The 21,608-nt window shown below is 68.6% G+C and carries 18 protein-coding genes; 11 read left to right on the top strand and 7 right to left on the bottom strand.

The features are described 5' to 3' along the window. Positions 1 to 106 precede the first annotated feature (106 nt). Entirely contained in the window at positions 107 to 1,165 is a 1,059-nt protein-coding gene (locus B5X90_RS00815) for an alkaline phosphatase family protein (RefSeq protein ID WP_079549627.1), read from the bottom strand. A 127-nt stretch (positions 1,166 to 1,292) separates the two neighbouring features. Beyond that, entirely contained in the window at positions 1,293 to 3,533 is a 2,241-nt protein-coding gene (gene malQ, locus B5X90_RS00810; protein ID WP_079549626.1) for a 4-alpha-glucanotransferase, read from the bottom strand. Positions 3,534 to 3,688: 155 nt separating this feature from the next. On the opposite strand from malQ, the gene B5X90_RS00805 reads away from it, so the two are divergent. The 5 genes from B5X90_RS00805 to B5X90_RS00785 all read left to right on the top strand — a co-directional run bounded on the left by B5X90_RS00805 (position 3,689) and on the right by B5X90_RS00785 (position 8,255). Beyond that, on the top strand, positions 3,689 to 4,042 hold the full coding sequence (locus tag B5X90_RS00805; protein WP_079549625.1) for a TraR/DksA family transcriptional regulator: 354 nt from the start codon (positions 3,689 to 3,691) through the stop codon (positions 4,040 to 4,042). Continuing rightward, on the top strand, positions 4,039 to 4,827 hold the full coding sequence (locus tag B5X90_RS00800; RefSeq protein ID WP_079549624.1) for a M50 family metallopeptidase: 789 nt from the start codon (positions 4,039 to 4,041) through the stop codon (positions 4,825 to 4,827). The genes B5X90_RS00805 and B5X90_RS00800 overlap by 4 nt, the downstream gene beginning before the upstream one ends. Before the next feature lie 9 nt (positions 4,828 to 4,836). Beyond that, positions 4,837 to 5,904: a glutathione S-transferase family protein gene (locus B5X90_RS00795; RefSeq protein ID WP_079549623.1), complete on the top strand. Its 1,068-nt coding sequence runs from the start codon at positions 4,837 to 4,839 to the stop codon at positions 5,902 to 5,904. Next, positions 5,904 to 7,022 carry a serine hydrolase domain-containing protein gene (locus B5X90_RS00790; RefSeq protein ID WP_079549622.1) on the top strand — a complete coding sequence of 373 codons (1,119 nt, stop codon included), beginning with the start codon at positions 5,904 to 5,906 and terminating at the stop codon, positions 7,020 to 7,022. Before B5X90_RS00795 ends, B5X90_RS00790 begins: the two co-directional genes overlap by 1 nt. A 72-nt stretch (positions 7,023 to 7,094) precedes the next feature. Further along, positions 7,095 to 8,255 carry an FUSC family protein gene (locus tag B5X90_RS00785; protein WP_372702861.1) on the top strand — a complete coding sequence of 387 codons (1,161 nt, stop codon included), beginning with the start codon at positions 7,095 to 7,097 and terminating at the stop codon, positions 8,253 to 8,255. A 91-nt stretch (positions 8,256 to 8,346) separates the two neighbouring features. On the opposite strand, the gene B5X90_RS00780 is transcribed toward B5X90_RS00785, so the two are convergent. From B5X90_RS00780 to B5X90_RS00770, 3 genes are read right to left on the bottom strand one after another with little or no spacing between them, the layout of a single operon-like run. Further along, entirely contained in the window at positions 8,347 to 9,261 is a 915-nt protein-coding gene (locus B5X90_RS00780; RefSeq protein WP_079549621.1) for a MaoC/PaaZ C-terminal domain-containing protein, read from the bottom strand. After that, positions 9,258 to 10,598: a 3-oxoacyl-ACP reductase gene (locus B5X90_RS00775; RefSeq protein WP_079549620.1), complete on the bottom strand. Its 1,341-nt coding sequence runs from the start codon at positions 10,596 to 10,598 to the stop codon at positions 9,258 to 9,260. The genes B5X90_RS00780 and B5X90_RS00775 overlap by 4 nt, the downstream gene beginning before the upstream one ends. 10 nt (positions 10,599 to 10,608) lie before the next feature. Further along, positions 10,609 to 12,024, bottom strand: coding sequence for an acetyl-CoA C-acetyltransferase (locus B5X90_RS00770; RefSeq protein WP_079549619.1), 1,416 nt, complete (start codon positions 12,022 to 12,024; stop codon positions 10,609 to 10,611). Between the two features lie 61 nt (positions 12,025 to 12,085). On the opposite strand from B5X90_RS00770, the gene B5X90_RS00765 reads away from it, so the two are divergent. Both B5X90_RS00765 and B5X90_RS00760 read left to right on the top strand, forming a co-directional pair. Continuing rightward, complete coding sequence (locus tag B5X90_RS00765; RefSeq protein WP_079549618.1) at positions 12,086 to 12,826, top strand: TetR/AcrR family transcriptional regulator; 741 nt, start codon at positions 12,086 to 12,088, stop codon at positions 12,824 to 12,826. Positions 12,827 to 12,901: 75 nt separating this feature from the next. After that, complete coding sequence (locus B5X90_RS00760) at positions 12,902 to 15,082, top strand: acyl-CoA dehydrogenase family protein (RefSeq protein WP_079549617.1); 2,181 nt, start codon at positions 12,902 to 12,904, stop codon at positions 15,080 to 15,082. A 93-nt stretch (positions 15,083 to 15,175) separates the two neighbouring features. Here the strand turns inward: B5X90_RS00760 and glgA are convergent, their stop codons facing one another. Continuing rightward, a complete protein-coding gene (gene glgA / locus B5X90_RS00755; protein ID WP_079549616.1) occupies positions 15,176 to 16,381 on the bottom strand; it encodes a glycogen synthase in 1,206 nt (401 codons plus the stop codon). Between the two features lie 102 nt (positions 16,382 to 16,483). Here glgA and glgC point away from each other — a divergent pair, with 102 nt between their 5' ends. The 3 genes from glgC (at position 16,484) to B5X90_RS00740 (ending at position 20,033) form a co-directional block, all read left to right on the top strand. Continuing rightward, entirely contained in the window at positions 16,484 to 17,899 is a 1,416-nt protein-coding gene (gene glgC / locus B5X90_RS00750) for a glucose-1-phosphate adenylyltransferase (protein WP_079549615.1), read from the top strand. 61 nt (positions 17,900 to 17,960) lie between these two features. After that, positions 17,961 to 19,469, top strand: a complete 1,509-nt coding sequence (locus B5X90_RS00745; protein WP_256859989.1) for an SDR family NAD(P)-dependent oxidoreductase — start codon at positions 17,961 to 17,963, stop codon at positions 19,467 to 19,469. Positions 19,470 to 19,565: 96 nt separating this feature from the next. Beyond that, positions 19,566 to 20,033: a pyridoxamine 5'-phosphate oxidase family protein gene (locus tag B5X90_RS00740; RefSeq protein ID WP_079549614.1), complete on the top strand. Its 468-nt coding sequence runs from the start codon at positions 19,566 to 19,568 to the stop codon at positions 20,031 to 20,033. A gap of 91 nt (positions 20,034 to 20,124) precedes the next feature. Here B5X90_RS00740 and B5X90_RS00735 read toward each other — a convergent pair whose 3' ends face one another. Continuing rightward, positions 20,125 to 20,568 (bottom strand): universal stress protein, encoded by a 444-nt coding sequence (locus B5X90_RS00735; RefSeq protein WP_079549613.1) that lies wholly within the window; start codon positions 20,566 to 20,568, stop codon positions 20,125 to 20,127. 308 nt (positions 20,569 to 20,876) lie between these two features. Between B5X90_RS00735 and B5X90_RS00730 the strand changes: the two genes are divergently transcribed. Further along, entirely contained in the window at positions 20,877 to 21,608 is a 732-nt protein-coding gene (locus B5X90_RS00730) for a response regulator (protein ID WP_079549612.1), read from the top strand.

Genomic DNA, 21,608 nt, shown 5'->3' with positions numbered 1-21,608 from the left:
GCGGCGAGGCGGAAGTGGCGAAGCTCCGGTCAAATAGCGGTTGACCGGAGCTTCGGGTCCATTATGGGCAGTGGTTCCTGTGTATTGGCCGGGAATAGGCTGACCGCTAGTGGTTCAGCAATTCACCCATCAGGGGCGCATTGCGGACATCGTCGGTCAGGGGGCTCAGCCCCCACACGTCTTCGATGGTGTGCAGCAAGGAGTAGTGCGAGTAGGCGGCATTGGAGGTGAAGTGCTTCCGCGCGGCCGGGCCGGCAAAAACCGTAGCGACCTGGTTGTCGTCTTTGCTGCCTTCATCCCACGTAACCACCAGCAGGGAGTTCTGCGTCGTGAAAGCCGGGGATCCCAGGATCCTGGGCACTTCGCGGGCGAGCCAGTCGTCTCCAGTGCCGATGGAGCAGTCGTGGGTGTCGTTGCACATGTCCGGGCTGATGAAGGAGTAATCCGGCAGCGTCGACGCCGACTGCAGGTCCTGCCCCAGCCGGCCATACGGAACAACATGGTCCGAGCAGGAGGCCGCGTCGTCTGTCACGGCAGGGTAGTACATGAACGGATTATGCTTCACCGCATACCGGCGGGAGTCATGGGCGGTGCAGGGCGCGGGCATGCCCTCGGCGTACATTTTCCAGGTCCGTCCGGACTGGATGATCTCATCGGCGATGGAGCGCACATCGGCGGTGCACGAGTCCGGTTTGCAGTCGCTGGTGATCCCCGCGCTGGTACCGCTCGTGAGGGCGAGATAGTTGGGCAGGCTCGGGTGGGTGATGGCCCGGTAGTTGGCGGCCACTGAGAATTCCGCCGCAAGCCTGTTGAAGTAGCCCGCTTCGCTGGCGCCCATGATCTGCGAGGCCGACTTGTTCTCCTGGACGATGACCACAATGTGCGCGATTCCGCCGCCGGCCTGCCCGCCCGGGGCGGGGTGCGGGGCCGGCTGCGCGAAATACGGGGATGGTGGTGGGGTCGCGGCGGGCGTGTCCTGGCCGGGGGGCGTGGGCGGCGATTCGGTCGACGGCGGCCCGGCAGGCAGGGACCCGGCCGGCGGGGACTCGGCAGATGGAGACTGCGAGGGCGGGCCGGCCTGGAAGGGCTGCACCGACGTGCACCCCGCCAGCAGCATCGCCAACGCCCATCCGCCGGCCAGGGAGAGTCGGCCGATCCGCGTCATCGGTCCATGCTAGCGGCCGGTATTGGTACGGCCAATGCTGTCCCCATTCCCGGTCTCAGGCCAGGCTCAGGTCAAAGCACCTGCCCGCACCCGGGTTCAACGTCCAGGGCCCGGCACCCCCGTCCCGTCACCCGCCGGGCTGCAGCGCGCCGCGGACGGTGCCCAGCAGAGACAGGAACCGCTCGTTGTCCGGCAGGTCATCGATCAGCACCACCCCCTCAGGAGCGGCCAGCGGAATGCGCCAGTTCGGGTATTCGGTGCTGGTGCCCGGCTGGTTCTGGGTCCGGGTCTCCCCCACGGCGTCGACCAGCGCCACCCCCATCAGGGCTGACGGGGCCAGCGCCGTGTAGGCGTACAGCGCCTCCACCGTGGTCCGGACGTCCGTGCCGTTCTCCGCCAGCAGGCCGCGTGCCCGGACCCGGGCCAGCACGGCCTCCTGCTCGGCCGCGGCCTCGGCGCGTTCTTCCGCCACGGGCCGCCGCAACAGCCCAAGCGATTCGCGCAAAGTGACGTGTTCACCGGCAAGGTAGCCCGCCGTCGGGGGCAGATCGTGGGTGTTGACGCTGGTCAGGCACTGCTCGCGGTAGTGCTCCGGCGGAATCGGGCCATCGGCGTTATGTTCGAACCAGAGGATCGACGTGCCGAATATCCCGCGCTCGGCCAGGTAGCCGCGGACCCACGGCTCGAACACGCCCAGGTCTTCGCCGATCACGATCGCCCCGGCCCGTTGCGCCTCGAGGGCAAGGATGCCGATGAGCGCCTCGTAGTCGTAGTGCACATACGTGCCGCTCTCCGGCCCCGCACCCTCGGGGATCCACCACAACCGGAACAGGCCGAGGATATGGTCCACCCGGATGCCGCCGGCGTGCCGCAGCACGGTACGGAGCATGTCCCGGTAGGCGGCATAGCCGGATTCGGCGAGCCGGCCCGGATGCCACGGCGGCTGCGACCAGTTCTGGCCCAGCTGGTTGAACATGTCCGGAGGCGCACCAACGCTCACGCCCCGGGCAAGAACACCGGAGAGGGTCCAGGCGTCGGCACCGCCGGGTTTTACCCCGACGGCAAGGTCATGGACGACGCCGATGCCCATCCCCGCCTGGCGCGCCGAACGCTGTGCCGCCTCGAGCTGCTGGTCGCAGAGCCACTGCAGCCAGCAGTGGAATTCGATCCGGGCTGCCAGCCTCGGCCGCTGCTCCCCACAGTAGGGCGACGCCGGGGTTGCCGCCGCTCCGGTCCACTCCGGCGCAGACGGCGGCAGCTCTTCGGCGAGCGCAGACCACAGCGCAAAGTCTTCGAGCCCCTGCCCCTGCTCGGCGCAGAAGTCGGCGAACTGCCGGCTGCGGGCCGGCCCGCGGCGGACCGCGAACACGAGTTCCAGGGCCGCGAGCTTCGCAGCGTAGCTGGCGTTGCGGTCCAGGAGGTCCCGGGAACGGTTGGCCGCGTGCAGGCCTTCAGCCAGGCGTGCCACCTCGGCCCGGCCGGCTGCGTCCAGGTAACCGTATTCCGGGATTTCCTCCACCCGCAGGTAGAGCGGGTTGAAAAAGCGCCGGGTGGTGGGCAGGTACGGGGAGTCCTCGACCGGCGGCACTGGTTCGGCGGCATGCAGCGGATTGACCAGCACAAAGCCGGCCCCCTGCTCCCCGGCAACCTCGGCGAGGTCGCCGAGATCGGCGAAGTCGCCAATCCCCCAAGACCGGGAGGACCGCACGGAGTACAGCTGGGCGGTCAGTCCCCAGGTGCGGCGTTCCTTGAGCAGGGCAGAGGCCCGGAGCCGGTCGGGCGTAACAACCAGCGGACACTGCGCCGTGGTGCCCGCGGCGTCGGCTCTCAAGGTGTGCCAGCCGAGACCGAGGCCGCCGGGTACGGCGAAGGTGGCACGTCCGGTGAGTACGCCGTCGACGTCGACCGGCTGGTCCCAGTTCTCCCGCTGGGCGGCCTCATGGCTGCTGCCGTCCTCGGCGTCGATCCAGACGCGGACCTCGCCTCCGTGCGGGACGTGGACGTCGACGCGGGACTCCTGCCCCTCCCTCACTACAAGGACCGGGGGCAGGATGCGCCGCCAGGGTGCCAGCCGGGACTCGGCCAGGGAGCGTTGCTGCTCCTGGGGCCCGTTGGCGGGGACCCCGAGGGCCGCCAGCACGTCCTGCAGCGTCCCGGCGGCCACGGAACGCTGCACTCCGTCCCAGCCCCAGTAGCTGGTGTCGACGCCATAGGCTGCGGCGAGTTCGCGCAGGAGCGCGTCGGCCGTATGAGTGTCCCCGGCCTGTCCGGGACTTCCGGGGGCCGCGGCGCCGGCCTCTGCAGGGTGATCGGGGTTTGGACGGTCCTCGGGGTTTGCGGGGGTCTCGGGGTGCGTCTGGTCCACCATGCGCCCACTCTAGACGCTGCCCCCACAGCCCGCGCCCTTTCCGTGGATGTGGGAATCATCTCCCAGTTCGTTGAGTCCTTGGCCTGCGCCCGGCGCGGACGGCCCCTTCGGCCCGTTTAGGCGCCGCCACAGCGGCCGCGCTAGCCTTGAAGCCTATGGTTGACGTCGAACGGTTCCGGATTCTCCTGCGCGAGGAACGTGACCGGAAGCTTGCCCTCCTGCCCGCCCTCCGCCGGGACATCACCTCGGTCAATGCCGCCCGCCTCGACTCCAATGTCGACGACGAACACGACCCCGAGGGCACAACGATCGCCTTCGAACTGTCCCAGGCCTCTGCGCTCCTGGAACAGAGCAGGGCTACGCTGCTGCAGATCGATGCCGCCCTTGCGCGGATGGACGAGGGCACCTACGGAATCTGCGCTGTATGCGCCACCACGATTCCCGAGGACCGGCTGGAGGCCCGGCCCTGGACCGCGTACTGCATCGCGCATGCCTCGGGCAAGGCATGACCCCGCCCGGCCTGCTGGGGGAACCGAACCTCGCCCTGACCTGGTGGGAGCGGATCGTTGCCGGATTCACCCACGCCCCCAGCCCTCACGTGAGCGGTATGGAGCTCGTTGCGGTGATCCTGCTGGCAGTGGCAGTCTCCCTGCCCCGCCTGTCCTGGCGCTACTTTGGCCTGCTCGCCACGGTGACCCACGAACTCGGCCACGCGTTTGCCGCCCTCACCACCGGCCAGCGGCTCGGGGGCATCCGGCTGGGCCTGGACCACTCCGGCACCACCACGACGTACAGCAGGAGCCGCCTCTCTGCCGCCTGGTCAACGTTCTGGGGCTACCCCGTGCCCGCCGTCGTCGGGGCGGCGATGGTCTGGTGCGGTTTCACCGGCTGGGGGCCGGCCGCGATGTCGGTGGGCACGCTCATCCTCCTGGCGTCCTTCCTGTTCCTCCGCAACGGCGTCGGCCTCCTCATCACCGCCGCCGCCGTACTGGCCTCGGCGCTCCTGGTGCTTTTCGTGCCGCCTGTATTCAACGGCCACGTCATGATCGTGCTGGGCCTGGCGCTACTGGTCGCTGCCGTCAGGGACCTCGGCAAACTGGCCAACGTCCATTTGCGGCACCGGGACAGACTCCCGACGTCGGACGCCTACCTGCTGGCCCGGGCCACTTCCATTCCCGCCGCAGTGTGGATTACGCTCTTCGCCGCGGTTGTGGCCGGCGCCTGGTGGTTGGCCTGGCAGCCCATGGCGCCCGTGTTCACGGCCGCGTTCGGGCCGTTCTCTTCCCGGCCTTAGGCTGGGACCATGAGCCAGAGTACCCACACCGACGATCCGGGATTCAGCACCAAGGGCGCGTACGTGACCGGCGGCGAGGAATTCACCCGGGATACCAACTACATTGAGGACCGGATCACCAGGGACGGTGCCGCGGGCGCCCACGGCGAGCCCGGCTGGCCCGTGGAACCTGGCCGCTACCGCCTCATCGCAGCGCGCGCCTGCCCGTGGGCCAACCGCACGGTGATCGTGCGCCGGCTCCTCGGCCTGGAAGCGGTCATCTCGCTCGGCCAGCCCGGCCCCACCCACGACGCCCGGTCTTGGACGTTCGATCTCGACCCGGACGGCAGGGATCCCGTCCTCGGAATCGAACGCATCCAGGACGCCTACTTCCGCCGCTTCCCCGACTACCCCCGCGGGATTACCGTCCCGGCGATCGTCGACGTCCCCAGCGGGCAGGTAGTCACCAACAACTTCCCCCAGATCACCCTCGACTTTTCCACGGAGTGGACCCAGTACCACCGGGCCGGCGCGCCGGAGCTGTACCCGGAGCACCTCAGGGAAGAAATCGACACCGTCAACAAGCGCGTCTTCACCGAGGTGAACAACGGCGTCTACCGCTGCGGCTTTGCCGGCTCCCAGGAGGCCTACAACTCCGCCTACGATCGGCTCTGGACCGCCCTGGACTGGCTCGAGGAACGCCTGGCGGGCCAGCGGTACCTGGTGGGCGACACGATCACGGAGGCCGACGTCCGCCTGTTCACCACGCTGGCCCGCTTCGACGCCGTGTACCACGGCCATTTCAAATGCAACCGGCAAAAGCTCAGCGAGATGCCGGTGCTGTGGGCCTACGCGCGCGACTTGTTCCAGACGCCAGGGTTCGGTGACACCACCGACTTTGTGCAGATCAAGCAGCACTACTACATGGTGCATGAGGACATCAATCCCACCGGGGTGGTCCCGCGCGGACCGGAGCTGGGCAACTGGCTCTCGGAGCACGGCCGCGAAGCGCTCGGCGGCCGGCCGTTCGGCGACGGCACGCCGCCCGGACCGGTCCGGGCCGGCGAAGAGGTCGCCCCGGGTCACGGCGCAGCCTGATGCCGACGGCGGCCGGCGCGGCTGGCTTTGCCGCGCCCGGATTTGCGGGGGTGCGTGAGCTCTTCGACTCCTTCCTGTCCGAGGATCCGGGCTACAGTGCGCAACTGTCGGCCTACCACCACGGCACAAAGGTGCTGGACCTCTGCGGCGGACCGGGATTCGTCCCCGGCGACATCACGGGCACCTATTCCTGTTCCAAGGGAGTCGCCGCCTTCGTCATCGCCCTCCTCGTCCAGGACGGCCGGCTCGACCTCGACCGGACCGTCGCGTCCTACTGGCCCGAGTTCGGCGTCCACGGCAAGGACCGGCTCACGGTGCGGCAGGCACTTTCCCATCAGGCGGGGCTGCCCGGCGTCGCCGGCGGTTTTCCCCTGGCGGAGTTCGCCACCCCGGCCGCGGCGCGGCGTCTCGCGGCCTCGGCGCCGCTGTGGCGCCCGGGCACGGCCTTCGGCTACCACGCCCTGACCATAGGGATCCTGATGGAGGAGCTCTGCCGCCGCGTCTCGGGGCTGCCGCTGCAGGGGCTCTACGACGAACGCCTCCGCCGCCCGTGGGGCATCGACTTCTTCCTGGGCCTGCCCGAGGACCAGGAACCGCGGTACCGCGAGGTGCTCTACGACCCTGATCCGGCGCAGCCGTGGCTGGACCCGCTCAGCCTCGACGGGCTGAACAGCAACGCGCCGGTCAGCACCATCATGGAACTGCCCAACCATCGCGTGGTGCGCGCGTCGGGCATGAGCAGCGCTGGTGGTGTGGGGTCAGCCGAGGGGCTCGCCAGGCTCTACGCCGCCGCCACCACCGGGGTGTACGGCGTTCCTGCTTTCCTGGACACCGCCACCATCGATCTCATGGCCGCGGAGCAGGTCTGGGGACTGGATCGGTGCTCCGGGCAGGACAACGCCTTTGCCGTCGTGTTCATGAAGCCCCAGCCGGGGCGGAACTTTGGCAGCCATCTGGCGTTCGGGCACGAGGGCGCGAACGCGGCCCTCGGCTTCGCGGATCCCGGCTACGGCCTCGGGTTCGGATATGTCCCCCGCCGCAGCGAGGAAGGCCGGACCGAGGGGCGGGCCCAGCGGCTGGCCGCGGCGGTGCGCCGGGCCGCCCACGCGGCGTCCTGACCTGCCCCGTTTCGGCTTGAGCGGCCCGCTCCGGGGTTCGTCCAGTTGTCGCAGGAGCCTCCCGGCCCTAGGGTGAGCCGAATGGCCATTCCAGAAAATCAAGCCGGCAGCCCGCCCTCCCTGCTGCGCCGATGGACCCGCACCGCGGGCAGCGCGGTCGCCGCGGCGGTGCTGTGGCCCCGGCTGCAGCTGGCCCTGAAAGCCGGGCTGGCCGCGGGCGTCGCCTTCGCGATCGCACCCTTCATGCCGGGTTCAGCGGCCGACTATCCGTACTACGCCCCGCTGGGTGCCTTGGTGGCCATGTACGAGAACGTTGCCGGTTCCATGCGCCAGGGCGTCCAGACGCTCGTCGGACTGGCGATCGGGGTGGGCCTCGCATTCATGCTGTTCAGCCTCGGCTCGCCGTCGCCGTGGACGGTCGCGGTGGTCATGGGACTGGGCGTGATCCTCGCCGGCCTGCCCAAGATCGGTTCGGGCCGGGACTGGATCCCGACGGCGGCGCTCCTGGTGCTGTTGGTCGGCGGCCATAATCCGGACACGTTCTCCTTCGGATACCTGTTCCAGATGGGCGTCGGCGTCACGGTGGGCATAGCCGTGAATCTGCTGGTCTTCCCGCCGCTGCACTTCCGTGCGGCGGCCCTGAGCATCGCGGAACTGCGCCAGGCCCTCGCCCAGCAACTCTGGGACATGGGCAAGGCACTGAAGGAAAGCTGGCCGCCGGAGCATGTTGACTGGTCCCGCCGTTCGGAAGCGCTCGCAGCCCACGCCCGCTCCGTGCGGCTCGCCGTCGAGAAAGCCGACGCCAGCCGCCAGGCCAATCCCCGACGCCACCTGCATCCGCGCGACCTGAACCTCGACTACCGGAACCTGCGGGACCTCGAGCGCCTGACCTTCCACGTCCAGGACGTGACCCAGGTGCTCTCGGATGTCATCTGGGCCGAGGACACCCCCTTTGTGGTGCCCGACGAATACGCAGTGCCCCTCGGGGACGCCATGGCTTCCGTCGGCGACGTGCTGCGCGCCCTGGAAGAGGAACAGCCCGAACGCCAAGCCGAGCTGGCCGCCGCCGCCGATGCGGCGATCAGCGACCTGACGGCCCGGCTTGGCTCCGAACAGCACAGCACGGACGCCCCGAGCGCGGTCGAATCCATCCTCTTGAGCCTGCACCGCATGCTGCGCGTGGCCACGCCTGGGCGGCCGGAGGCCAAACCGGCCACGGCGCCGGCAGACTAGGAAAACGCTCCGCCTGACAGCGGGTCGGGCTGTCCGGCTTTGTCCGGTCTGTCCGGACAGAGCCGGACCGGACCAGCCAAGGCAGCGCCGGCTATGGCAGCGCCGCGACCGAGCCGCTGAAGTGCCGGCGCCCGGACAGCGGGTTCCACGCCACGTAATCCGAGCGCTGCCATGCGCCGCCGTCGGCCTGCACAGTGCTGATGTCGAGCGCCACGCGGCCCGGCAGGAACACGGGCGCCTCGAAGGCCACCTCCCAAGTGAACGAATCCCCCCGGACGGCACCGACGTCGGCCAGCGCCCGGGACGCCAGGTACATGCCGTGGGCAAGCGACCGCCGCTGCCCGAGGGCCTTGGCGGTCAGGACGCTCAGGTGGATGGGGTTGAAGTCTCCGGAGACAGCCGCATAGGCACGCCCGGTATCGACGCCGAGCTGCCACAGGGCCGTGGGATCCGGCACGGTGAATGGCGACGGCGGCACGGCCACCGAGGCCTTGTCGATCCCCGGAAGGAACACCCCCTTGGCCAAGTAGGTCGACACCCCGCGCCAGAGGACCTCTTCCTGCCCGGCGGCGCGGACCTCCGCGACGACATCGAGCTGTGTGCCGGCGCGGTGCCCGCGCAGGTTCTCCACCCGGGCGCGGATATCCAGGGCCTGGGTGAACAGGACCGGCGCGGACTGCACCACGGTGTTCGTCAGATGGATCATGCCCAGCAGGGGCAGCGGAAAATCGTCCCGGTTCATCACGCTCATGGCCAGCGGAAACGCCAGGGCATGGATGAAGCCGGCAGGGAGGACATCGCTCGCGCTCTCGCCGATCAGGTGCTGGAAGGCCGTCAGGTTGGCGACGTCGGCCTTCACGCCACGGACCTCGTGGGTGTGGGCCGGCAGTTCGGTGCCGCCATGGGTGCCCAGGACCCGGCGCCGAGCCGCGGCGGCCGCCGCGTTGACGTAGAGCTTGGACAGTGCGGGCATCTCGCCCAGGATGACGGTCTGGGATCCGCTCATGCGCCGACCAGGTTCTGCCCGCAGACGCGCAGCACCTCCCCGGAAATCCCACCCGCGGCGTCGCTGGCCAGGAACGCGATGGCCTCGGCGACGTCGCCCGGCCGGCCGCCCTGCTGCAGGGAGTTGAGCCGGCGCGCCACTTCGCGGGTGGCGAACGGGATTCTGGCGGTCATCTCCGTTTCAATGAAGCCCGGCGCGACGGCGTTGATGGACCCGCCGCGCTCGCCGATCAGCGCCGCCGTGGCGCGGACCATGCCGATCACGCCGGCCTTGGACGCGGCGTAGTTGGTCTGGCCGCGGTTTCCGGCGATCCCGCTGGTAGAGGCCACTGAGACGATCCGGGGCGAGTCATGGAAGTGCTCCGAGGCCAGCAGGGCCTCGTTGATCCGCAGCTGCGCGGCGATGTTGACGGCGAGAACGGCGTTCCAGCGGCCGGCGTCCATGTTGGCCAGGAGCTTGTCCCGGGTGATCCCCGCGTTGTGGATCATGATGTCCAGCCGGCCATGCCGTGCCGCGGCGTGGTCAATGATCCGCTGGCCGGCGTCGTCGCGGCTGATGTCCAGCTGCAGGGCCGTCCCGTGAACCTCGTTGGCCACCGCCGCCAGGTGCTCTCCCGCCGCCGGAATGTCGACGAGGATGAGCGTGGCGCCGTCGCGGTACAGGGTGCGGGCAATCGCGGCCCCGATTCCGCGCGCGGCGCCGGTCACCACGGCCACCTTGCCGGCCAGCGGCTTCTCGACGTCGTCGGGCAGCTGACCGGCACCGGAGCTGACGGTCAGGAACTGCCCGTCCACGAACGCAGAGCGGCCCGAGAGGAAGAACCTCAACGCGCCCAGTGTTGCCGGGCTCGTGGCGCGGACGTCGTCGGCGAGCAGGATGCCGTTGCCGGTGGCGCCGGCGCGGAGTTCCTTCGCCAAAGACCGCAGGAGACCGTCCACGCCCTGCCTGGCAGCCGCCGTTGCCGGTTCCGTGGCCGAGCCCGCCGTGCGGGACACGGTGATGACGCGGGCGCTCGGGGCGAGGTCACGAAGCGACGCGGCAGCGGTAAGGACCGGCTTCTCAAGGTCGCCGGGGTGGGCCAGCTCGTCCAGCACCAGGATGATGGCGCCGAGCTTCTCCTTGGGTATCGCGTGGCGGCGGACGTCAAGGTTCCAGTCCAGCAGGGTGGCGGCGAGCTCGTCGGCCCCGCCGGTTGATCCCTGGACCAGGACCGGTCCCTCGATGAGGGGGCGGCCGGGCTCGTGCCGCCGGAGGACTACTGGCTGCGGGAGGCCCAGCCGTTTGGCGAGGTCCTTGCCGAGTCCGTGGCTGACCAGCCGGGTGTACTTGTCGCTCATCCGGTTCTCCCTAGAGTGCTTCGAGGATTGCGACGACGCCCTGGCCGCCGGCGGCGCAGATGGACACGAGGCCGCGGGCCGGGCGCCCGTTGACGTCGCCCTTTTCGTGCAGCATTTTGGCCAACGAGGCCACGATCCTGCCGCCCGTGGCCGCAAACGGGTGTCCGGCGGCGAGCGAGGAGCCGTTGACGTTCAGCTTGGCCCGGTCGATGCTGCCGAAGGCGCCGTCCAGGCCCAGGCGGGTGCGGCCGAATTCCTCGTCCTCCCACGCGGCAAGGGTGCTCAGCACCGTGCCGGCGAAGGCCTCGTGGATCTCGAAGAAGTCCATGTCCGCGAGGCTGAGATTGTGGCGTGCGAGCAGCCGGGGCACCGCGAAGGCCGGGGCCATGAGCAGCCCGTCTTTGCCGTGGACAAAGTCGACGGCGGCAGCCTCGCCGTCGATCACCGCGGCGAGCTTGGGAAGGTCGTGGGCGTCGGCCCATTCCTCGGACGCCAGCAGAACAGTGGAGGCGCCATCGGTCAGCGGGGTGGAATTGCCGGCCGTCATGGTCGCCGCGGCGCCCAGGTTCTTGCCGAAAACGGGCTTGAGGGTGGCCAGCTTCTCCGGGCTCGTGTCAGCGCGCAGGTTGGAGTCGCGGCTCAGTCCCCGGTAGGGGGTCAGGAGGTCATCGAAGAAGCCGGCATCGTAGGCCGCGGCCAGGTTCCGGTGGCTGTTGAAGGCCAGCTCGTCCTGGGCCTCCCGGGTGATCTTCCACTGCGCCGTGGTCAGCGCCTGGTGCTCGCCCATCGACAGGCCGGTGCGCGGCTCCCCCGTGTTCGGGGCATCGGGAGCCAGATCCTTGGGACGGAGCCGGCTGAGGACCTGCAGCTTCCGGGACATCGTCTTGGCGCGGTTGAGGTCAAGGAGCACCTCGCGCAGTCCCTCGCTGACGGCGATGGGAGCATCTGAGGCGGAGTCGACGCCGCCGGCGATCGCGGAATCGATCTGGCCCAGCTTGATCTTATTCGCCAGGCCGAGCACGGTTTCCAGGCCGGTGGCGCAGGCCTGCTGGAGGTCATACGCCGGGGTCTCGGCGGACAGGGCCGAGCCGAGCACGGCTTCCCGGGTGAGGTTGAAATCCCGGGAGTGCTTGAGGACCGCCCCCGCGGCCACTTCCCCGATCCGCTCGTCCTGCAGGCCGAAGCGGGCGATCAGGCCATCCAGGGCGGCCGTGAGCATGTCCTGGTTGGAAGACTTCGTATACGCGCCTCCGGTCCGGGCGAACGGGATGCGGTTGCCGCCAACGACCACGGCTTTGCGGAGTTGCGCCGGGCCAGCGCCGGCGTGCTGATTCGTTCCGGCGGCGGCGGTCCCGGCAGCGGTCCCTCCGACGGCGGGTGCGGCGGCTGGCTGGGGGCGGGGCACTGACTGTCCGTTGACGGACATGGGCTGTCTCCTTCGATCAAAGCGATTACCGATACCCAGCGTACCTGATACGCTGGGTATCGTGAACATCCCCAAAGCCACCGTGCCCGCCGGGCAGGCCGCCGTCGACGGCCGCGCTTCCCGCTGGCACTCCCACCGCGAGGAACGGCGGCGGGAGCTGATCAAGTCGGCCCGGAGGGCGGTGCATGCCCTCGGCAGCGACGCGTCCATGGAGGACATTGCCGCAGCCGCGGGAACGTCGAAGTCCGTGTTCTACCGCTATTTCGGCGACAAGGCCGGACTCCAACGGGCCGTGGGCGAGGTGGTCCTGAGCCAGATGCAGCGGCGCATCCAGGAGGCGGCCCAGAGCGCCCAGACGCCCCGCGAAGGCCTGTTCGCCATGGTGTCCGCGTACCTGCAAATGGCCGAGACCAGCCCGAATGTCTACACGTTCGTCACGCGCCATGCTTCCGGCGAGCCCGAAACGGCCGGCCCGTCCATGTCCACGGCGGGAGCCTTGAGCCACTTCTTCGCCGCCATCAGCGACATGATTGCCCGGCCGATGCGCAGCCATCTGGGCGGCGGCCCGGACAAGGAAGCCGTGATCGGCTACTGGCCCAATGCCGCGATCGGCCTGGTCCGGAATGCTGGCGAACAGTGGCTCGCCAGCCCACCCGGACCGGCCAAGCCCGGCCAGGAGGCCATGGCCCGGCAGATCACGGATTGGCTCTGCTTCGGCATCGCCCCCGAGCTGCAGGCACCTCCTCCCGAAGAAGCAGCCCGAACGGAACGAACCGGCCCGGCAGGTCAGGGCACGCCGTAGCAGCGGCACACCGGCCCACGCCCGCGGACTGAATTGTCAGCACTAAAGATTGTCAGAACCACAGAAGGAAACGACATGACTGAACTAGCCGACCGCATCACCGGCAACGCACCCCGCCGCCGGCCCCAGCCACAGCAGCCGGCCGCAACCACGGCTGCCGGCCGTTCGGGCCAGCCCGGTACCCCTGAGGTGCCCGCCGTCGACGTCGCGGCCCTTGGTGAACAGCTGCTGGGTAAGTGGGCCGACATCCGGCTGAAGTCCAGGGGCCTCGCCGGCCGCCCGGAACTGCACAAGATCGAGGGCCAGACCCACACAGAACACCGCCGGCGCGTCTTCGGGCAGCTCAGGATCCTGGTGGACAACGGGGCAGTCCACCGTGCCTTCCCGGAGTCCGTGGGCGGCTCGGATGACCACGGCGGTAACGTGGCCGGCTTCCAGGAACTGGTCATCGCTGACCCGTCGCTGCAGATCAAGGCCGGCGTTCAGTGGGGCCTGTTCGGCTCCGCGGTGAACCACCTCGGCACCGCGGAACACCACGAGAAATGGCTGCCGGGCATCATGAGCCTGGAGATCCCGGGCTGCTTCGCCATGACGGAGACCGGGCACGGCTCTGACGTGGCCAGCATTGCCACCACCGCCACCTATGACCCCGCCACCGGGGAGTTCGTGGTCCACACACCGTTCCGGGCAGCGTGGAAGGACTACATCGGCAACGCCGCCACCGATGGCCTGGCCGCCGTCGTGTTCGCCCAACTGGTGACAAAGGGCGTCAACCACGGCGTGCACGCGTTCTACATGGACCTCCGGGACCCCGGGACCAAGGAGTTCCTGCCGGGCATCGGCGGCGAGGACGATGGGGTCAAGGGCGGCCTGAACGGCATCGACAACGGCCGGCTTCACTTCACGAACGTCCGGATCCCCCGCACCAACCTCCTGAACCGCTACGGCGACGTCGACCCCGAGGGCAACTACACGTCCTCCATCGCCAGCCCGGGCCGCCGCTTCTTCACCATGCTCGGCACGCTGGTCCAGGGCCGGGTCTCGCTCGACGGCGCCGCCGTGACGGCGTCGAAGCTGGCCCTGAAAACCGCCATCCAGTACGCCACCGAACGCCGGCAGTTCAATGCCTCCTCCCAGACCGACGAGGAAGTGCTGCTGGACTACCAGCGGCACCAGCGCCGGCTCTTCACCCGGCTGGCCACCACGTACGCCGCCAGCTTCGCCAGCGAGCAACTGCTGCAGAAATTCGACGACGTCTTCTCCGGCCGTCACGACACCGACCAGGACCGCCAGGACCTCGAAACCCTGGCCGCGGCCCTGAAGCCGCTGAGCACCTGGCACGCCCTGGATACGCTGCAGGAATGCCGCGAGGCCTGCGGTGGTGCCGGCTTCCTGATCGAGAACCGGTTCGCCTCGCTCCGCGCCGACCTGGACGTCTACGCCACGTTCGAAGGCGACAACACGGTCCTGCTGCAGCTGGTCGCCAAGCGCCTGCTGGCGGACTACGCCAAAGAATTCCGCACCGTCAACGTCGGCGTGCTGGCCCGCTACGTCGTGGGCCAGGCCACCGGTGCGGCGATCCACCGCACCGGGCTGCGCGGCGTCGCCCAGTTCGTGGCGGACACCGGATCAGTGCAGAAGGCGGCGCTGGCGATTAAGGACGAGGCAAGCCAGCGGACCCTGCTCACGGACCGCGTCCAGACCATGGTCGCGGAGGTGGCCACGGCCCTTAAGGGCGCGAACAAGCTCCCCCAGCAGCAGGGCGCCGCCTTGTTCAACGCCCACCAGCACGAACTCATCGAAGCCGCCCAGGCCCATGCCGAGCTGCTGCAGTGGGAGGCCTTTACCGAGGCCCTCGGCCAGGTGACAGACCCGGGCACGCACAAAGTCCTGACGTGGCTGCGCGATCTCTTCGGCCTGTCCCTGATCGAGAAGAACCTGTCCTGGTACCTCATGAACGGCAGGCTGTCGATGCAGCGCGGCCGCACTGTGGGCGAATACATCAACCGCCTGCTCGTGAAGATCCGCCCGCACGCCCTGGACCTGGTGGACGCGTTTGGGTACGGCCCGGAGCACCTCCGCGCTGAGATCTCCACCGGCGCGGAGAAGGTCCGCCAGGACGAGGCCCGGGACTACTTCCGCAAGCAGCGGGCCAGCGGCCAGGCGCCCCTGGACGAAAAGATCCTGCTTGCCCGCGCCGTTCACGGCACGAAGGCTCACGGCACAAAGGCCCAGGGCACCAAAGCCCGCGGCTGACCCAGCCGAAATGCGACGACGGCACCGCCCCCTCAGCCGGGGCGGCGCCGTCGTCGTTCTGCCCTGTCGACGGACTGCTGTTCCGTCGCGGGGTCAGGAGTCCTTGTTGAGCACCGAGCGGTAGACCTCGAGCGTGGTCTCCGTGATGGATTCCCAAGAGAAGTGTTCCTCGGCCCTGCGCCGGCCCGCTTCACCCATGGCTCGTGCCCGGGCGGGATCGGACACCACTTCGATGAGGGCCTCGGCAAAGTCGGTGACGAACTTCTCCGGGTCCAGCGGGATGCCGGTGCCGTCGGTGACCTGCTCGATCGGAACAAGCAGCCCGGTCTTGCCGTGCTCGACGACCTCCGGAATGCCGCCCGTGGCGCTGGCCACCACGGCGGCGCCGCAGGCCATCGCCTCGAGGTTGACGATGCCCAGGGGCTCGTAGATGGACGGGCACGCGAACGCCGTCGCGTGGCTGAGCACCTGGATGACCTCGTTGCGGGGCAGCATCCGTTCGATCAGGATCACGCCGCTGCGCTGGCTCTGGAGTTCCTCGATCAGGCGTGCCGTCTCGGCGGCCAGTTCCGGCGTGTCCGCGGCGCCGAGGCACAGCACCAGCTGAACGTCAGCCGGGAGCTTGGCGGCGGCCCGCAGCAGGTACGGTACGCCCTTCTGCCGGGTGTTCCGGCCCACAAAAACAACGCTGGGGCGCTCCGGGTCGATCCCGAGCGGCCGGATGATGTCATCAGCCTCGTCCCGGGTCCACTGGCTGACATCAATGCCGTTGTGGACCACCTTGACCTTGGCCGGGTCAACGTCCGGATAGCTGCGCAGGATGTCCTGGCGCATGCCTTCGGAGACGGCGATGATGGCGGCGGCGGCCTCGTAGGCGGTCTTTTCCACCCAGGAGGACACTGCGTAGCCGCCACCAAGCTGCTCGGCCTTCCACGGGCGCAGCGGCTCCAGGCTGTGGGCGCTCAGTACATGCGGGATGCCGTGAAGCAACGACGCGATGTGTCCGGCCATGTTGGCGTACCAGGTGTGGGAGTGGACCAGGTCCGCGCCGGCGATGTCCGGGACGATCCTCAGGTCCACCCCAAGGGTCTGGATGGCGGCGTTTGCGGAGCCCAGGTCTTCGGGCACGGAATACGACGTGACAGCCGCTCCGTGATACCCGGGCTCGCGGGGCGCGCCGAAGGCACGCACCTGAAGGTCCACGCGTTGGGCCAGCACTCGGCTGAGCTCGGCCACATGGACCCCGGCGCCGCCGTAAATTTCCGGCGGGAATTCTTTGGTCACAATATCTATTCGCACATGCACCAAGGTAGTCGTTACGGTGGAACTGATCTAGTGTGAAGACGTTCGGGCATGCCGGACTGTATTGGGGAGTAACGAAGGCGTTCAGGAGCGATCACCATGCCGCATCAAAAGAGAGTTTTGGCAATTGTCCTCGCAGGTGGCGAGGGAAACCGGCTCATGCCGTTGACGGCGGACCGGGCCAAGCCTGGTGTCCCGTTTGCCGGAAGCTACCGGCTCATTGACTTTGCCCTTTCAAATCTTGTGAATTCCCGCTATCTGCAAATTGTGGTGCTGACGCAATACAAGTCGCACAGCCTTGACCGGCACATTTCCGAAACGTGGCGGATGTCCACCCAGTTGGGCAACTATGTGGCTTCTGTTCCGGCCCAGCAGCGCGTCGGCAAGAGCTGGTTCCTCGGCAGCGCCAACGCCATCTATCAGTCGCTGAATCTCATTCACGACGCCAACCCCGACATCGTGGTCGTGGTCGGCGCGGACCACGTCTACCGGATGGACTTCTCCCAGATGGTGGCGCAGCATGTCGCGAGCGGGGCCAAGGCCACGGTCGCCGCGGTCCGCCAGCCGCTGCACATGGCGGACCAGTTCGGCGTGATCGAAACCGATGCGGACAACCCGGAGAAGATTGCCGCGTTCGTGGAGAAGCCGTCCTCGACGCCCGGCCTCGCGGCCGACCCCAGCCAATTCCTGGCCTCCATGGGCAATTACGTCTTCGACGCCGACGCTCTGATTGAAGCCCTCCACGTTGACGCCGAGCGCCTCGACACCAAGCACGACATGGGCGGGGACATCATTCCCTACTTCGTGAACCAGGGTGAGGCCGGCGTTTACGACTTCACCCTCAACGACATCCCCGGATCCACCGAACGGGACCGCACGTACTGGCGCGACGTCGGCACCATCGATTCGTTCTACGACGCCCACATGGACCTGATCTCCCCCGTTCCGGTCTTCAACCTCTACAACTCCGAGTGGCCGATCTACACCCGCCAGACCATCTCCCCGCCAGCCAAGTTTGTCCGCGGCAAGTCCAACACGGTGGGCACGGCATTGGATTCGATCGTGGCCAGCGGCGTCGTCGTCTCCGGCGGCATCGTGGAAGGCTCCGTGCTCTCCAACGACGTCTACGTCGGCACCTCGAGCCGGGTCCTGGACTCGGTCCTGATGGACAAGGTCAACGTCGGTGAAGGCGCCGTGATCAAGCGCGCCATCATCGACAAGAACGTCAAGGTTCCGGCCGGGGCCGCGATCGGGCTCGACGCCGAACTGGACCGCGCCCGCGGCTTCAAGGTCACCGACTCCGGAATCACGGTCCTGTCCAAGGGCCAGCACGTCCCGGACCCCAGCGATGCGGAACGGGCGCTGTCCGCGGCCAACCTGCGCCTGGTGCCCGACGCGGTCCGCACCGCAACCGAGAACTGGCCCGAACTGCGGGACTCCGTGGACAAGGTGGCCGACGTCCAGGCAGCCGCTGTCGGAACGGACGGACCGGTCAAGCAGTCACCCACGGCATAGGCAGGCGGGGGCCCGGCTGGCACGTCCGGCCGGGCTCCCCGCACCCTGTAAAATTAGGGCAATGAGCTCCCCCGATCTGTCCTCCGACTTTCCCTCTGCCGAGCCTGGTGTTGCCGGGTCCGGTCTTGCCGAGCTGACCCCGGAGGAAATCCAGGCCTGCCTGAAGGTCCTGAACACGATCCACGCCTATGACGAGGAGCACCCGGACTACGTCTCGGTGCGCCGCGCCACCGGAAAGATGTTCAAGGCCGTCAAGCGCCACCGGCGGGTCAGCAAGCGCGACGAGATCGCCGAGGCGGACCGCGCCGTGATCGCGCAGACGGCGACGGCGGCCCCTGACAGGATTGACGACGAGACCCGCGGCAACAAGCTCGCCACGTCCGCGACCGGGGAAATCGCCGGCCACCTGATCAGGTCCCGGCCGTGCTACATCTGCAAGCAGCACTACACCCAGGTGGATGCCTTCTACCACCAGCTGTGCCCCGAGTGTGCCCTGTTCAGCCACAGCAAGCGCGACGCCCGCACCGATCTGACCGGCCGCAGGGCCTTGCTGACCGGCGGCCGGGCAAAGATCGGTATGTACATCGCGCTCCGGCTCCTGCGGGACGGCGCGCACACCACCATCACCACCCGGTTCCCGAAGGACGCCGCCCGCCGCTTCGCTGCGATGGAGGACAGCGCCGACTGGCTGCACCGGCTCCGGATCGTGGGCATCGACCTCCGCGACCCGTCCCAGGTGATGGCCCTGACGGATTCCCTGGACGCCGCAGGACCGCTGGACATCATCATCAACAACGCGGCCCAGACGGTGCGGCGCTCCGGCAACGCCTACAAGCCGCTCGTCGACGCCGAGGACGAGCCGCTGCCCGCCGCCCTCCAGGCTGCCAACGGGGGCCCGGAGCTGGTCACGTTCGGCCACGCCCACGACAAGCACCCGCTTGCCCTGGCCAGCAGCGTGCTCGACCATCCCGTGCTGGCCGGGGACGCGATCACGTCCCTGGCCCTGTCCACCGGGTCGGCGTCGCTGGAGCGTATTGCCTCCGGCACCGCGATTGACGCGGGCGGGCTGGTCCCGGACCTCGCCACCATCAACAGCTGGACCCAGGTGCTGGACGAAGTGGACCCGCTGGAGATGCTCGAAGTGCAGCTGTGCAACGTGACGGCTCCGTTCCTGCTGGTCAGCCGGCTGCGGGGGGCCATGAAGCGCTCCACCGCGCGGCGGAAGTACATCGTCAATGTCAGCGCCATGGAAGGCCAGTTCTCCCGCGCCTACAAGGGCCCCGGGCACCCGCACACGAATATGGCCAAGGCTGCGCTGAATATGATGACGCGAACCAGCGCCCAGGAAATGCTCGACGCCGACGGCATCCTCATGACGGCCGTGGACACCGGCTGGATCACGGACGAGCGGCCGCACTACACCAAAGTCCGCCTCATGGAAGAGGGCTTCCACGCGCCCCTGGACCTCGTTGACGGCGCCGCCCGCGTGTACGACCCCATCGTGATGGGCGAATCCGGCGAGGACCAGTACGGCGTCTTCCTGAAGGACTACAAGCCCAGTCCCTGGTGACCGGCGCCGGCGGGCCACTGCGGGCGTCAATCCAGTGCGCGCTGCGGGACCTATGGCCCTAATCGGGGCCCGGGCCGGGCCGTATCGTGGCTCGACATGGACTCAACCACGCCCTCGCCGGAATACTCGCTGACTATGGACCAGTGCTGGGCGCTGCTCGACACCGAAGTTGTAGGGCGCGTAGCGCTGATCGTAGACAACCATCCGGAGATCTTCCCGGTGAATTTCGTCCTTGAGCGGCGGGCGATTGCCTTCCGCACCGCAGGCGGCACGAAGCTCTGGGGCGCGATCACGGGCAAGCCGGTTGCATTCGAGATCGACGGCTACGACGCCCGCGATGAGACGGCCTGGAGCGTGATGGCGCGCGGGGAAGCCGAGGTCATCGAGAGCCAGGAGGAGAAGGACGAAATTGACTCCCTGCTCCTGGAGCCCTGGCAGCCCGGCGAGAAGGCCTACTACGTCCGTGTGGCTCCCAAAGCCCTGACGGGACGACGCTTCAAGGTCAACCGCCCCGACGTGTGGACCACCCGGCTCGCGGATCCGCGCCGGGCCACGTTCGAATAGGATCCTCCGGGCACCCTCCGGGCAGGATTGCGGCGTCAGCCGTGTTCTGGCGCGTGGATCACCAGCACCGGCTCCGGGCAGGATTGCGGCGTCAGCCGTGTTCTGGCGCGTGGATCACCAGCACCGGGCAATGCGCATGTGCCACACAGGCGGAACTCACCGATCCCAATAGCAGTCCACCGAATCCCCCGTGGCCGCGGCGGCCCAGCACGAGCATGTCCGCGGCTTTGCTTTCCTCGATCAGTACGCGGCGGGGGTGTCCCTGGACGAGACGGGTCTCGACGTTGTCCGGGGTGTCCGGGCCGAAGGCCTTCGCCACCGCCTCGGCCAGGATTTCGGCGGCCCGGACGTCGAAGTCGCCGATGCCGACGGCGACATAGCCGTCGTACACCGGCGGATAGTCCCAGCATGCCAGCGCGACGACCTTGGCGGCCAGGGGCACCGCGAGGGCCTGCGCATGCCGCAACGCGGACACCGAAGCGTCCGAGCCGTCAACGCCTACCACGATCATCCGGACGTCCCTGACTTCGTTCATCGCAATCCTTTGCCCTCGTACCGGCCGAGCTTCCCGCGCCAGATGGCGACGCTCCCATGATTTCCTCCACCCGGCCAGGCGCCTAGGGCCAAAGGGCATGCACGCCTCCCGGCCGGCGGACAGGCCGGAAGCGCTCCGGCAACTGGCCGGAGGCGGTCCGTTGGGCACTATGACCCTTGTCCGCGCCGCCCCGGTGCAGAAGAATGGCAGAGGCTGGGGTCAGCAAATGCATTACAGCATCGCGTTACAAAAAGCATCGTGTTACATACAGCATCGAGCGGTCGTGCGAGCGGCCGGACGGGAGAATCATGATTGCCTGGGCAGACGCAGGTCTCACTGCACCTGATGGCGGGCAGGCGGTGATCCGCGTCTTTATCCTTGATGACCACGAACTTGTCAGGCGCGGGCTGCAGGAACTGCTCGAAGGCGAGGGGTTTGCCGTCGTCGGCAGTTCCGGATCCGCGGTCGAGGCGACCCGGCGGATTCCCGCACTGCATCCCGACGTCTGTGTGCTGGACGCCCGTCTGCCGGACGGGACCGGCATCGAGGTCTGCCGGGACGTGAGATCGGTGGACCCGTCCTTGAACTGCATCATCCTGACGAGTTTCGACGACGAACAGGCCCTGCGCGGCGCCGTCCTGGCCGGGGCACGCGGATACGTGCTGAAGGAGATCGGCGGCACCGACCTGATCGGCGCCCTGCGGCGGGCAGCAGCGGGCGAGTCCCTCTTCGAGGAAGGCGTGGCCGCCGGCGTCGTGGACAGCCTGGTGGAGGCCGAAGAGGTCGACCCGCGCACGTCCTCGCTCACGCCCCAGGAACGCAAGGTCCTGGAGCTGGTGGGGGGCGGACTGACCAACCGGCAGATTGCCGCGGAAATGTTCCTGGCGGAGAAGACCGTGAAGAACTATGTGTCGTCCCTGCTGGCCAAGCTCGGATTCGAGCGCCGCACGCAGGCAGCCGTCTTCATCGCGAGCCCGGCGTTTCCGGGGGCCTCCGCCGGGAGAACCGGAGAAGTCATCCGGCCGCACAGCGTCGGGTAG

It is taken from the genome of Arthrobacter sp. 49Tsu3.1M3, from assembly GCF_900168135.1.
Classification (GTDB): domain Bacteria; phylum Actinomycetota; class Actinomycetes; order Actinomycetales; family Micrococcaceae; genus Arthrobacter.
Note: the sequence above shows the minus strand (reverse complement) of the source record. Positions and strands in the feature narration are given on the sequence as shown.